At 71.7% G+C, this 13,004-nt stretch carries 13 protein-coding genes, 1 tRNA gene and 1 pseudogene; 5 read left to right on the top strand and 10 right to left on the bottom strand.

All coding sequences use genetic code 11. The annotated features are described in order from the left end of the window. The first annotated feature begins 35 nt into the window (after positions 1-35). Positions 36-1,007, top strand: a complete 972-nt coding sequence (locus tag ACIA5D_RS20500) for an NAD(P)H-dependent flavin oxidoreductase (RefSeq protein WP_396031707.1) — start codon at positions 36-38, stop codon at positions 1,005-1,007. Here ACIA5D_RS20500 and ACIA5D_RS20495 read toward each other — a convergent pair. Next, complete coding sequence (locus ACIA5D_RS20495; protein ID WP_396031706.1) at positions 996-1,964, bottom strand: zinc-binding dehydrogenase; 969 nt, start codon at positions 1,962-1,964, stop codon at positions 996-998. The genes ACIA5D_RS20500 and ACIA5D_RS20495 overlap by 12 nt on opposite strands. Before the next feature lie 54 nt (positions 1,965-2,018). Here ACIA5D_RS20495 and ACIA5D_RS20490 point away from each other — a divergent pair, with 54 nt between their 5' ends. Next, positions 2,019-2,780 carry an AraC family transcriptional regulator gene (locus tag ACIA5D_RS20490; RefSeq protein WP_396031705.1) on the top strand — a complete coding sequence of 254 codons (762 nt, stop codon included), beginning with the start codon at positions 2,019-2,021 and terminating at the stop codon, positions 2,778-2,780. A gap of 96 nt (positions 2,781-2,876) precedes the next feature. On the opposite strand, the gene ACIA5D_RS20485 is transcribed toward ACIA5D_RS20490, so the two are convergent. Together ACIA5D_RS20485 and ACIA5D_RS20480 are read right to left on the bottom strand one after the other, a co-directional pair. Beyond that, a complete protein-coding gene (locus tag ACIA5D_RS20485; protein ID WP_396031704.1) occupies positions 2,877-4,169 on the bottom strand; it encodes a GGDEF domain-containing protein in 1,293 nt (430 codons plus the stop codon). Between the two features lie 384 nt (positions 4,170-4,553). Then, positions 4,554-6,104, bottom strand: a complete 1,551-nt coding sequence (locus ACIA5D_RS20480) for a fibronectin type III domain-containing protein (protein ID WP_396031703.1) — start codon at positions 6,102-6,104, stop codon at positions 4,554-4,556. Positions 6,105-6,199: 95 nt separating this feature from the next. On the opposite strand from ACIA5D_RS20480, the gene ACIA5D_RS20475 reads away from it, so the two are divergent. After that, positions 6,200-7,078, top strand: a complete 879-nt coding sequence (locus ACIA5D_RS20475) for a hypothetical protein (protein WP_396031702.1) — start codon at positions 6,200-6,202, stop codon at positions 7,076-7,078. On the opposite strand, the gene ACIA5D_RS20470 is transcribed toward ACIA5D_RS20475, so the two are convergent. From ACIA5D_RS20470 to ACIA5D_RS20455, 4 genes are all read right to left on the bottom strand, one after another. After that, entirely contained in the window at positions 7,070-7,252 is a 183-nt protein-coding gene (locus ACIA5D_RS20470; protein WP_396031700.1) for a DUF4236 domain-containing protein, read from the bottom strand. The genes ACIA5D_RS20475 and ACIA5D_RS20470 overlap by 9 nt on opposite strands. A gap of 135 nt (positions 7,253-7,387) precedes the next feature. Continuing rightward, positions 7,388-7,843, bottom strand: coding sequence for an RrF2 family transcriptional regulator (locus ACIA5D_RS20465; RefSeq protein WP_378977234.1), 456 nt, complete (start codon positions 7,841-7,843; stop codon positions 7,388-7,390). Between the two features lie 108 nt (positions 7,844-7,951). After that, positions 7,952-8,806, bottom strand: a complete 855-nt coding sequence (locus ACIA5D_RS20460; protein WP_396031699.1) for a helix-turn-helix domain-containing protein — start codon at positions 8,804-8,806, stop codon at positions 7,952-7,954. A 201-nt stretch (positions 8,807-9,007) separates the two neighbouring features. Continuing rightward, on the bottom strand, positions 9,008-9,439 hold the full coding sequence (locus tag ACIA5D_RS20455; protein ID WP_020514863.1) for an SsgA family sporulation/cell division regulator: 432 nt from the start codon (positions 9,437-9,439) through the stop codon (positions 9,008-9,010). A 308-nt stretch (positions 9,440-9,747) separates the two neighbouring features. On the opposite strand from ACIA5D_RS20455, the gene ACIA5D_RS20450 reads away from it, so the two are divergent. Further along, the gene (locus tag ACIA5D_RS20450; protein WP_396031698.1) at positions 9,748-10,116 is read left to right on the top strand and encodes a TIGR02611 family protein; all 369 of its coding nucleotides are present in this window, start codon (positions 9,748-9,750) and stop codon (positions 10,114-10,116) included. Positions 10,117-10,167: 51 nt separating this feature from the next. Continuing rightward, positions 10,168-10,239, top strand: a tRNA-Val gene (locus tag ACIA5D_RS20445). Between the two features lie 406 nt (positions 10,240-10,645). Here ACIA5D_RS20445 and ACIA5D_RS20440 read toward each other — a convergent pair. The 3 genes and pseudogenes from ACIA5D_RS20440 to ACIA5D_RS20430 form a co-directional block, all read right to left on the bottom strand. Beyond that, a complete protein-coding gene (locus ACIA5D_RS20440; RefSeq protein ID WP_396031697.1) occupies positions 10,646-10,891 on the bottom strand; it encodes an SDR family NAD(P)-dependent oxidoreductase in 246 nt (81 codons plus the stop codon). 61 nt (positions 10,892-10,952) lie between these two features. Further along, positions 10,953-12,524 (bottom strand): hypothetical protein, encoded by a 1,572-nt coding sequence (locus ACIA5D_RS20435; protein WP_396031696.1) that lies wholly within the window; start codon positions 12,522-12,524, stop codon positions 10,953-10,955. A gap of 374 nt (positions 12,525-12,898) precedes the next feature. Next, positions 12,899-13,004 (bottom strand): annotated as a pseudogene (locus tag ACIA5D_RS20430) (integrase); the annotation flags it as partial.

Here is a 13,004-nt window from a genome sequence, read left to right as displayed (position 1 = left end):
AGGCCGCGCACCCCTCATCCGCCAAGGTCGAGGGCATGGAAATCAAGACCAGATTTACCGACGCGTACGGGTTGAGCACGCCCATCGCCCAGGCCGGCATGGCCTTCGTCGGCATGACCCCCGACCTCGCCGTGGCCGTCAGCAACGCCGGGGCGCTCGGCGCGCTCGGGGTCGGCCTGCTCCCGCCGCCCGCGATCACGCAGACCATCGCGGCGATCCGGGCCGGCACCCCCGGCCCTTTCCACGTCAATTTCATCACCATCTTCACGGACGAGCCGCGCATCGACGCCGTCTGCGAGGCCGCCCCGGCCGCCGTCTCGTTTCACTGGGGTCACCCGCGGCGCGAATGGATCGACCGGTTGCACGAGGCCGGGAGCCGGGTCTTCGAGCAGGTCGGCTCGATCGACGACGCCAAGCGCGCGGCCGACGACGGCGTCGACGTGATCGTGGCGCAGGGCCTGGAGGCGGGCGGCCACAACTACGCCACGCTGCCGACCTTCGCGCTGGTGCCGCTCGTGGTCGACGCCGTGGCACCCACCCTGGTGCTGGCGGCCGGTGGCATCGCCGATGGCCGGGGCCTGGCGGCCGCCCTGATGCTCGGCGCCGACGGCGCGTGGGTGGGCACCCGCTTGGTCGCGACCGACGAGTCGCTGGCCCACGACGAGTACAAGGCCCGCCTGGTGGCGGCGTCGGCGACCGAGACGGTGCGCACGTCGCTGTTCGGCCCCGAGATCCCCGAGTTCAACCCGATGCGCGTGCTGCGCAACCGGGCGGTCGACGCCCCGGTGACCGACGACCGCCCGGTCATCGGCCACACCACGCTGGGCGACGGCATGGAGCTGCGCCGCTACACCAACATGGTCCCGATGCGCGGCCTGACCACCGGCGACCTCGACGAGATGCCGCTGCTGGCCGGTCAGGGCGTGGGCCTGGTCGACGCGGTGAAGGGCGCCGCCTCGGTGATCGCCGACATGACCGCCCAGGCCGCCGCCCTCCTAAAGTGCTAGGACCACCTTCCCGGTGGCCTGGTTGTTCTCCATGTAGCGGTGGGCGGCCACGATGTCGTCCAGGCCGAAGACCCGGTCGACGTTCGGCCGGTAGACCCCGGCCTCGACGTTGTGGACCACCCGCCGCAGCACGGCCGTGCCCGCGCTGCCCCTGATGTCGTCGCTGTGAAAGGCCGTGAGCCTGGTTCCGGACGGGATCATCGCGATCGGCTCGAAGTCCCGGATCAGCCACCCGCTGAGCGAGCCCGCCACGCACACGGTCCCGCCCCGGCGAACCAGGCGCAGCGAATCCGCGGCCGTGCTCGCCCCGACGAGATCCAGAACGTGGCTCGGCCGGGTTGTCAGGGCCGCCGACAGCGATTCACCGTCGTCGAGGAGCACGTGGCCGACCCCGGCCGCGGTCATCGCGCCGGCCTTGCCGGGCTGCCGGGTCGTGGCCGCGACCTCGACGCCGTGACCGGACGCGATCGACGCGGCGGCCAGGCCCACCGACGACGTCCCGCCGCGGATGAGCAACCGGTCGCCCGGCCCCACCCCCAGCGCGTCGAGGGCGCCCTGCGCGGTCAGGTACGTCTCCGGCAGCGCGGCCAGGACCTCCCACGGCAGGGTGGTGCTGACCGGCATCAGCAGGGCGTTCGGCACCAGCGCGTACTCCGCGTAGCCGCCGTCGAACTGCCGGCCCAGCTCGCCCATCACCGCCGCGACGGTCGTCCCCTCCGGCAGCGAGGGATCAGTCGAGGCCGCCACGACTCCCACGCATTCGATCCCCAGCACCCGGGGGAACCGCACGTTCGGTGAATGCCCCTGCCGGGTCCGCAGCTCCGACCGGTTCAGGCCCGCGCCCCGCACCCGCACCCGGCTCCAGCCGTCGCGGACAGCCGGCACCGGCAGCTCACGGATCTCCAGAACCTCCGGCCCACCGGCCCGGACACAGACTGCCGCTCGCATCGTCGTCATGCCTGCACTGTCGCCGGGAAGCGGTGAGGCCGCCCACCGGTAGAATGCCAACTCATGCTCGTAGCCCGCCAATCACGCATCTGGCCGTCCGGCGGCGTGCACCTGTGGCCTTCGGGCGGGACGAGCCCGGCGCACGCCCACCCCCGCGGCCACCTCGTGTACGCGGCCGCCGGCGTCCTGTCCGTGCACACCGAACGCGGCGCCTCGATCGTCCCCGCCAACCGGGTCGCCTGGGTTCCGGCCGGGTTCACCCACCACCACCGCGCGCACGGCGAGACCGATATGCGCATCGTCTTCCTCCCGGCGTCCCTCGCCCGGCTCGCGCCCGGCCGCCCGGCGGTGTTCCTGGCCTCCGGTCTCGCCCGCGAGGTCCTGCTCACCCTCACCGGCCCGCGCGAGCTCGACCGCGCCGCCCGTGCCCGCCTGCACCGGGTCCTCGTCGACGAGCTCCACGAGGCCCACGAACAGCCCCTCCACCTGCCCGAGCCCCGCGACGACCGGTTACGGGCCGTCGCGCAGATCCTCGATGCCAACCCCGCCGACAACAGCACACTGGCCGCGCTCGGGCGGGCGGTCGGGGCCGGCGCCCGCACGCTGAGCCGGCTGTTCCACGACGAGCTCGGCATGACCTTCTACGAGTGGCGCACCCAGCTACGCGTCTGTCACGCCCTCGTCCTGCTCGCCGAGGGCCACGACACCACGCGGGTCGCGCACGCCTGCGGGTGGGCGAACCCCAGCAGCTTCATCGCGGCCTTCACCGCCATCGCCGGCGCCACACCCGGCCGCCATCGCGCCGCCCTCCACCCGGCCGGTTGAAGCCCAGGCCGCCATCGCGCCGCCCTCACCCGGCCGGTTGAAGCCACGGCCGCCATCGCCGCCCTTCACCCGGCCGATTGAAGCCATGGCCGGCGCTCAGAAGAGGTCGGCCACCACGCGATCGCGTCCGGCGCGCTTGGCCGCGTACAGATTCCGGTCGGCCTGCGACAGCAGCGCCGTGACCGTCGCCCGCCCGTCGAGCGCGGTCGTGATCCCGATGCTGGTCGTGACGGCCAGCGATCCGGTCACCGCGTGCCACCCGTGGGTGCGGATCCGCAGCCGCAGCAGCTCGCACCGCCGCGCCGCCTCGGCGCCGTCCATCCCCGGGAAGATCAGCAGGAACTCCTCGCCGCCCATCCGGGCCGCGATCATCGGGCCGCTCACCGCCTCCTGCAGCAGCGTGCCGATGTGCTGGAGCACGGTGTCGCCGGTGGCGTGCGACAGCGTGTCGTTGATCCGCTTGAAGTGGTCGAGGTCCGCGATCGCGACCGAGATCGGTCCCCGGTTCGCCGCGGCCTCGGCCAGCAGGGCCGGCAGCCGCTCGTTGACGTAGCGCCGGTTGTACAGGCCGGTCAGCACGTCCCGGTGCGCCATCTCGCGGAAGTGCTCGCTGGCCCGGCGCGCCTCGTTGGCCTCGAAGACCGCCTGCATGGCCCGGGCGCGGGACTCACGCTGGGCCGAGTGCAGCGCCGACGAGTCGGCGTGGAAGAGCAGATGCTCCTCGTACGCGGCCCGGTAGTCCCCCGCCGCCGCGTGCAGCGCCGCCTGCTCCTGCCGGGCGCGGGCCCGCAGCCGGGCCAGCCCGTTCTTCTCGCACTCGCGCACGGCCCGGTCGAGCGCGACCTGCGCGTCCGCGTACCGGCCGTTCAGCCGGCGCGCCTCGGCGAGCGTGAGCATGCACTCGGCCGCGGCATCGCCCTCGTTCGCCACGATCCCGCCGTGGATCACGGGGGCCAGCGCGAGCTCGACCGAATCGAACCGGTCGCCCATCATCTCGACCCGGGCCACCGTGTCGAGCTCGTTGGCGGCGAGCCGCCGGCCGGTGGCCGCCGACACCCGCTGCATCCGGTCGGCGAGCGCGCGTGCGGCCGGCTCGTCCCCGTTCTCGTACGCGGTGTAGGCCATGTTGTTGAGGATCAGCAGCTCGAGTTCCCGGTCGCCGATCTCCTCGGCCAGCCCGAGCGCCTCCCGGGAACGCCGTCCGCCCTCGTCTATCGAGCCGCTGTCGTCCAGCGAGACGGCGAGGGTCATCAGATGCCGGGCGCGGATGCCCGGCGCCACGTCGTCGGTCAGGTTGGCGACGCACTGCACGCCGTGGGTGAGCGCGTCGGAGATGTCGCCCACCAGCCGATAGAAGATCGACAGCTCGCGGTGGGCGCGGGCCAGCACGTACGGGCTGTCGTGCCGCTCGCCCCAGGCCAGCGCCTGATGGGCCAGCCGGCCCTCCCTCGCCGACCCGGCCCTCGCGCAGCAGCACGTCGGCGAGCAGCAGGCTCGCGCGCTGCGCGGCCTCCTCGTCGCCGGCCTCCGCGGCTTCCCGGCGCACGTCCTCGGCCGGCGCGCGCACGGTGCGGAACGCGGTCACGTCCCGGGTCTCCAGCTCGAGCAGGGCAGCCGCAAACCCCAGGGCGTCGTCGACGCGCTCCGCCGCCTTCGTCGTCACTGATGCCTGCTTCCTGCCGGGGGCCGTGACGAATCAGTGTGGGGAGAGCCGGGAGCAGGAACGGTCCAGAACGGTTGCCGAACGGGAGCGACCTCAGCCCCGGCTGCGGGTCACCGCTGCGTGCACACGGGCGCCGACGCGGCGATCCTGTCGGTCGAGTAGACCACCGACACCTTGAAGCAGTAGTTCTGGGTTTCGTTCAGCCCGTACACCATGTAGTCGGCGGCGCCCGCCGGGAGCTGCTGGAACGCCCGCAGCGGCTGCCCCGACCGGCCGCCGGAGACCAGCACCGGGCCCTCGGCGTCCGCCGGGTAGGCCCAGCTCAGCGCGACCGAGTCGCGGTTGTCCTTCAGTTTGACGCCGGTGGGCGCGCCCGGGTCGCCGGTCGGCGCGGCGGTCGTCGGCCCGGCGCTCGCCGGCCCGGCGCTCGGGGCCGCCGTCGCTGCGGCCGGGGCCGACGAGGGCAGCGCGGTCGGCTGCGCACCGGTCGCGCCGTTCGCGTCGGGCAGGGTCAGCGCGATCACCGCGACGGCCACCGCGATCCCGGCGATCAGCACCGCGACCAGCAGGTACGGCTGACGTCGCCGGGGCGCGGGCTGGTCGGTGCGCACCGGCAGGAGCCGCTCGGAGTTGGGCGGTATGGCCAGCGTCGAGGCGGGCGCCGACCCGATCGTCTGATGCCGCCCGTCGGGACCGTAGCCGGGGGCGCGCTGCCCCGGCATCGGCGGCGGGGTGTCGGCGCGGGCGTGCCGGCCGTTCAGGTCGCCCGGCGCCTGCGCCACGTCGGCCAGGTAGAGCGGCTGCTGGTAGACGGTGCCGTTCGGGTCGGTGGGCCGGTTGTCGGGCGGCGGCCGCAGCGGGTCGTCGGGCGGAAAGTCGCCGCCCTGCTCGGGGTCGGGCACGGTCGGCCGGCGCGGGAACGGCACCGAGCGCGGACCCAGCGACTGCTCGACCCGGCCGCAGACGTGCCGGCCGGAGGCGGGCGCGACCGCGAGCGCCGCGACCTGCCGCACGAGCGGGTGGTCGGCGGGCAGATAGCGGGCGCAGAGCTCCTGGGCGAGGGCGAGGTGCTCGGCGGACTCGGCGTCGCGGGCGCACTCGCGTTCCATCGCGCCGAGCCGGGCTAGCATCTTGATGCCGGCCGGCGCCGCGTCGCCGTGGCGGTGCCGGTGGCGCACCCACGCGCCGGTGAGCCGGGAGCGGGCCGAGGTGCAGTGGCCGGCCGCGTGCTCGGCAGTGGCGAGGTCGGCCTCGGCGGCCAGCACCCGCGGCGAGTCGGGACCGTCCACAGCGGTGAGATCGTGGACGAGTCGCTCGTAGATCTGCGCCGCCCGGCCGTAGTGGCCCACCCGTTGCAGCACCGCGGCGTGGGTGGCGGCGGCGGCCACCGTGCGCTCGTCGCGCGGGCCGTGCAGCCGTTCCTCGGCCTCGTGCGCGTAGGCGGCCCAGAGCCGGGCGGCGTGCGGGTCGCCGAGGGCGATCAGGATGCGGGCATGCAGCGCGGCGGCCAGCGCGAGCTCGGGGTCGGCCGAGCGCGGGTCGGCGGCGTCGGCCGGATCGAGCACACCGGCGAGCACCCGGCGAGCACCCTGCAGATCACCCGCGGACGACAATGTCTGCGCGCGCTGGGTGAGCTCGGCGATGGGCGGTGCCGGAGGCATGTGTCCCATAGTGCTCGTATGAACACCGTGGGTACAAGTCTCACCGTAACCTCCCTCGATCCGGGACAATGTAGAACTCAATCTGGGAGGTCGGCTTGATCGCCACGGTGAAGCGGGAACTGCTGGTCAGGCATCTGGAGGCCTGGGCGCCGGCCGCGATGCACCGCGGCCGCCGGGTGTTCTATGCGCACGGCTACGCCGATGCGGACGGAGGCGAATCGGCCGAGGCGGCCGCGCGGGTGCTTGCGGAACAAACCGATTTCGTACGGGGACGCGAGCTGACCATGCTGCTCGTGGGCGACGATGTCACCGCGGTGGCGTCCCGGCTGGCCGCGATGGCCGAGTTGAGCTCGCTGCCCGTGCACGCGATCTCCGGTGGCACCGACTCGCTCGGGGTCGCGCTCAAGGCGGCCGGTGCTCAACGCGTACCCCTGCTGGGCTATCTGGACGCGGCAAGCGCGAGCGAGCCGCCCAGCCCGGCCACCGTCGCGGCCCTGAACGCCGGAAAGCCGGCCGAGGTGCTGCTCGCCCTCGCGCCCGGCGTGTCCGTTGATGATTATCGGGAGCAATGGCCGCTGTTCGCCGCAGTCGAGCTGGCGACCGGGGAGGAGCCGGGCGAGCTGCTGGCGTTCGGGACCACGTCGGGCAAGAGCCTTGAGGGGTTCAAGGACGCGCTCTGGGCGGTCGACGAGTTCGCCGGCGTGCGGTATCGCGACCCCGGCGATCCGGAGCGGCACCTGATCGACATCTCGCTGCAGCCACACCCGGGACCGCTGCGCCGCGAGATCCTCGCCCATCTCGCTCGGGTGGGCTCGGCGACGGTGACCGAGCTGCGAACCTTCGCGCTGACCGAAACCGTCTATCGGGCGGCGGACGCCACCCGGGTGCTGCACACGCTCGCCGACTCGGGAGCGGTCACCCGCCAGCCACCCACCGGGCGGCTGGGCGGGGATGTGGTGATCGCTCTACCGTGAGCGGTCCTTGTCCTGCTTCCAGGACAGCGGGCCGGGCAGGTCGACGCGGTGCGCACGGGTGCGGGAGTTCCACGACCAGCGACCGATCTTGAAGCTCCAGGAGGAGAAACCGTTCTCCGTGAAGTTCAGGATCAGCGGACCGAACTTCTTGCGGCTACGGAACACGAGGCCCATCGGTACGTCCTCCCTGGGGGTGTCTGGGGATGGACGTCCGGTTCCCGCTGGCTTCGATTCACAAACGTCAGCGCGGCCTTGGGGTCAGCGCGGCCTTGGGGTCAGCGCGGCCTTGGGGTCAGCGCGGCCTCGGGGTCAGCGCGGCTGCCACGCGTCGGGGCGGGTGGTCAGCTTGCGGACGTGGGCGGGCATCCGGCCGCTGATCAGCTCGGCCAGGCTCACCTCGTCGACCACCTCACGGACCGCGGCGCGGACCGCGACCCAGAGGTTCGGCAGGTTTTCGGCGGCGCCTTCGTACTGTGTCTCTTCCGGACGGAGACCGCGCACGCCGGCGAGCGGGCCGTCGACCGCGCGCAGGATCGAGCCGATCGTCACGTCACGGGGAGGTTGTGACAATGTGTAGCCACCCTCGGCCCCTCGCTGCGCCCGGACCACGCCGGCCCGGCGCAGGTCGGCGAGGACGGCCTCGAGGAACTTACGGGGCATGTTCTGATCTTGAGCGATGGCCTGGGCGGACATCAGCGCCGGGTAGGCCTGCGCCAAGCTGAGGGCGGCCCGGACTGCGTAGTCGCCGCGCGCGGAGATCTGCACCCACCTATCATGCCCCCTCGGCGCCAGGAGTCCGCACATACCCCACGGATTTGTGGGAATTACGCTCAGTCAGCGGAGCGTCGCAGCTCTCCCGCCGGCCGGCGGCCGTCAGTCGCTGGGGCGTCGCTGCGCCGGGACGCCGGTGCGGCCGTTCGTGGCCGCGTCGGCGCGGAACTGGCCCGGGCTCATCCCGACCTCGCGGTGGAAGAAGCGGCCGAAGTTCGTCGGCTCCGGGAAGCCCAGGTGGCGCCCCACCTCGGCGACCGACATCGGGGTGCACGCGAGCAGCCGGCGCGCCTCCAGCGCTACCCGGTCGTCGACCACCTGCTTGGCGGTGCGGCCGGTGACCGCGAGGCTGGCCCGGGTCAGCGTGCGCACCGAGCAGCCCATCTCCTCGGCGTAGTCCTCGACCCGGCGGCTGCGCGGGTGACTGGCCTCGAGCCGGCGGCGGAACCGGGCGAACGTGCGGCCCTCGGCGCCGAGTGGGCCCGGGTCGTCGGTGAGCAGCGCGATCCGCAGCAGCAGCACCGCCAACTGGTGGCGCAGCAGGTCGGCCGCGACCGGGCCGGACCGGTGCCGCTCGCAGTCGACCGCGAGCTGAGCGAACTCGGTGATCACCGCGTCCTCGTCCTCGCCCTGGAGCTGCCAGCGGGCCGGCGCCTCGGGGCGCTCGGGCCAGTGGTCGCCGGCCAGCAGCGTGTCGAAGGTGACCACCGAGGCGGACAGGCCGTTCGCGCCGATGCGCAGTTCCTGGCCCGGGCGGATCCAGAGCAGCGTGCCCGGGCGGCACGTGTGGTGCTCGAAGTCGACCTCGACGGCGCCGTGCCCGGCGGTCGCGAGCAGCAGCGCGTGGTACGGCGGGCGCCACGGCCCGGACGGCTGGACCTCGCCCAGCGCGCAGGTCGCCACCCCCGCCCACCCGGGCGGGATCAGCGGCGTGGCGCGCGTCGCGAGAGAGGTCATCGGGCCGACGGTAACTGTCGATGACCAGCGGCGCACCTGCCAAAACGCGGGTTGACGGGAATGTGTCGGATAATCGAGGTCAATGTCCGATTCCTGCCCCAGAATCGGCCATTTGTCCTTTTCGGCCGAGAAAGGAACGACCCGCGCGGATCGGCAGTGTCCGCGCGGGTCGTCCTATTCTTTGGCTTGCTATCCCCGGCGCTATCTCCCCGCCAGCAACCGGTTGACCGCCGCGTCCACGTCGAGATGCTCGGATTCCCGGCCGCGCGGCACCACGACATAGGTGCGCCGGAGGAACCGGACGAGGACACTGCGGGGCACTTCGAACAGCGCGTTGCCGTCCGGAGACGACAACGCCAAGGCGACGAAATCCCCCCGGGGCGTGGCCCACGGCCACACCCGCACGTCGCCGATACCCGCAGGCTCATCGAGCCCGGTCACGAGCAGTTCACGCGCGAAGGACCAGCTCACGGCTTCCCCACCGGCTGATTCCGCGTGGAACAACACATGGACCGCATACGGGTCCGCCGGGTCGTAACGGAGACTGGCGCGCACGGGCAGAGCCGTGGCGTCAGGCGCTACGAGCCGCAGCGAGGTCTCGACCTCGACGGTCGTTGGACGAATGGTACTCATGGACGAACTCCCCCCGGCACCGCTGCGAGGCTGGTGAACCCCGCTTTCCCATACTCAGGTGATCCCTGTCGTTACGCTCCGCCATACGCTGATCTCACCCAGTAGTGGGAAGACGGTTCCGAAAACCCTTTGGCCCAAGACGAAAAGCGATATCTTGTCCTGTTCTACCCAAGTACTCGGTTCCGCCCGGCGTCGGGTGGTCCAGCAGTTGACTTACTCCGGTAACGTCCATTCCTCCCGGGTAGTGACGGGGCTCGGGGACACTGGGGGATGAAATGAGCACGAAAGCGGACGAAGATCGGGCACCGATGGGTGTTTTGGACAAGATCCGGGCAAACCAGACCGGCCGCCTGGCCCTCAAGATCGGAATTGGCGTCCTCGGCGCACTCGTCATCGCCCTGGGTATCGTCCTGATCCCGTTCCCCGGCCCCGGCTGGGCGATTGTCATCCTCGGCCTGGCCATCTGGGCGGTCGAGTTCGCCTGGGCGAAGAACCTGCTCGAGTTCACCAAGCGCAACGTGAAGGCGTGGACGAGTTGGATAGGCCGGCAGAGCCTGCCCATGCGAGGCCTCATCGGCGTCGTCGGCATGATCTTCGTGGCCGCCATCGTGTGGGCGTCGGTCAGGGTGAGCTTCGGCATCGACCTGATCGAGAAGACTCGCGAGTGGCTGAGCTGACCCCAGGTTGGCCCCCGGGCCCCCAGGTCTAGTACAGTCTGTCTCGCGTCAGGGCGATTAGCTCAGCGGGAGAGCGCTCCGTTCACACCGGAGAGGTCACTGGTTCGATCCCAGTATCGCCCACATATCTTGACCAGCCAAAAGGCCCACCGCGATGATCCACAGCGGTGGGCCTTTTGTCATGATTTTGGGAGCAAATGGGGAGCAGGGTCGACCCCGCCGGGTGACCTCTCCTCGACGAGCTGCTCGTCAAGGCCGTCAACCGGGCCAGCCTGCTCGACGGCTACACCCAGCACCTGACCGCCCGGTATACCGCCGGCCTCACCAACGCCACCGTCCTGCACACCGAACTTGCCGCCCTCGGGTACACCGGCAGTATCCAGACCATCCGTCGCTGGCTGCACCCCTTACGGACGGCCGCCCCCGCCCCCGCCCTCGCCGCGCCGCGGCCGGCCCGGCCGACGGTCCCGAAACCCCGGCACATCACCCGCTGGATCATGACCGACCCGCAGCGCCTGACTCCCGAACATCATGCCCAGCTCGCCGACGCCCTCGTGAGCTGCCCCGAACTGGAAGCCGTCGCCGGACACGTCCGTGACTTCGCCGATCTCATGAACAAACACCGCGGCGATCGCCTGGTGCGCAAGCGAGCCTCGTCGCGTGCGCACAGCGCCGGCTGGACGCCCTCTGCCGCCAGGCCATGGGCGATCGCCCGGCCGATCCCGGCGCTGCCGCCGGTGATGACGGCGACCTTTCCGGTCAGATGCAGGTCCATCGGAGGCCTCCGTTCGGGTCGGGGACCGTGGTGCGACCATCGTCCCCGACCCGGCGGCGGATCAGGCCTCGAAGCGGGTGCGGCGGCGCCGGATCAGCAGCAGTGCGCCGGCCGCTACGAGCAGGGCGCCGACGCCGGCGACCAGGGCGGTCCGCGGACCGGTGATCGCCAGGCCGTCCCCGCCGCCGGTCCCGCCGGTTCCGGCCGTGACCTCGGTGATCACGATCGGCGCCAGGTTGTTGGACGGGTCGGTGTCGTAGTCGAAGTACCGGGAGCAGTCGTCGTCGAGGTCGCAGTCGTTCGGGTTGGCTTCGACCCGACCGGTCGCCGTCGCGGCTCCCGTGCCGACTTTCACCTCGAACGACCAGGTCACGGCCGTCTTGGGGAAGAAGTACTGGGCGGGGTTCTTGCAGACGTACAGCTTCGTTCCGGGCTTGGCCAGGTACGGATTGCCGTTGGCGCAGTCCTTGGGGATGGTGACGACCGGCGTGCTGAGCGGAATGCTGACGTACGCCACCTCCCAGCCGTTCCTCTCGCTGTCGAGGGTGACCGGGCCGTTGTTGCGAAGGCCGATCTTGACGGTGGCCGTGCCCCCGGCCGGGCCGGAGGCGGTAGCGCCGAGCGCCTCGATGTCGGCGCTGTGCTTGCCGGTCACGTTGACCCACATCTGCTGGAAGTTGTTCGACCGGTCGACGTCGATCTGCTTCGTCCGGGTGAGGGTCGCGGTCTTCGTCCGGGTGAGGGCCGCGGTCAGCGGCTCGAGCGTGAGCTTCCCGCCCGTCCCGGCCTCGCCGTGGTTGCCGGAGCCGGGGCTGTTCTGGATGTTGTCCCACTCGGCGGCGGTGTACCACAAGAAGGTGAGGTCCGTGAGTCCCGGCGCGAAGGCGTCGGGCCGCACACGGAACGGCAGGACGATCCGGTATTTGATGCCGGGCCGGAGATCCTGGTCGAACGAGCACGACTGGAGGCTGCCGTCGAGGTAGCGGCAGTTCGAGAACTGCTTCGGCGCGGCGACGTGGCGCGGCGCGGAGATCGACACGGAGGCGCCGTGCACGACGTTGCCGGAGATGCTGGTCAGCTCGAGCGTCTCGTCCCAGCTCGCGCCGGGCTTGACGTAGACCTGCCGGCCGCGGGAGCCGGTCGCCAGATCGACGCCCTCGTCGACCTCGACGGTCACCGACTTGGTGACCGCCGGGACGTTGTCAGCCTCGAACGTGACCTTGAGCGTGCCGCTCTGCCCCGTCGGCGCGGTGGCGGCGGGCGTCAGGCGTGCTTGCATGTAGTCGTCGTCCCCGGGGACCAGCATGGACTCCTGGCCGCAGACCAGCTTGGTGCGGCTCTCCACGGTGCACGGCTGTTCCAGCGGGCCGGCGTTGCGGAAGTCGTCGCTCAGGCTGACACCGGTCAGGCCGGACAACTCGTACGTGAGCTTCGCGTTGCTGACGTTGAGCTGCGGCAGCGCGGAGACGTGCGGATCGACCACGTAGTCGCCGTGGAGGGCCGCGATGGTCATGTCGTCCAGGATGATGTCGAGGCTGGGTGGCGCGGCGGCTCGGGCCGGGGTGGCGAGGGCGCAGGCGGCGGCGATCGCCGCGGCGCCGGCCAGCAGCCGCCGGGCAAGGGGGTGGCGCATGTGGGCTTGTCCTCCACCAGGGGGGTTAATGGAGCGTTAACGGATCCTAGATTCCGTACGCTGTCCACCGCTGCCCCGGTCGGGACGCGCCCGTTCCGTCGTTACCGAATCGAGATAAACGTTTACGCAGGTCGGCGCCGACGTCGTGGAGGTGGCGGCGCAGGCCCTGATCTCCACAATGCCATTCTCGTACTCGGCGAGACCGTCCTCATTTGGCCGCAGAGCGGGGCGCGCCGGGTCACCGGACTCGAACCGGCTCATCCCTACTGCCCGGGTGCACAGCGTGAGCATGGCGCACTTTCCCATCTGCTTTCACCCGGCGCGCGAACAGGAGGCTAGTGCGTTGACCATGAACGTTTACCGGGTCTGATCGGTCAGGCGGCCGTGGCCCGGGGGCGGCCCCAGCGTTGCTGGCGTTCACTGCGGACACGAGCGCGTTCGCGGCGTTGGGCGGCCAGGACGTCGGGGTGGCGGGCGTTG

It is taken from the genome of Actinoplanes sp. NPDC051513 (assembly GCF_044454685.1).
In the GTDB taxonomy this organism is placed as follows: Bacteria; Actinomycetota; Actinomycetes; order Mycobacteriales; family Micromonosporaceae; genus Actinoplanes.
The sequence above is the reverse complement of the archived record's forward strand: the minus strand, read 5'-3'. Positions and strand labels throughout refer to the sequence as shown.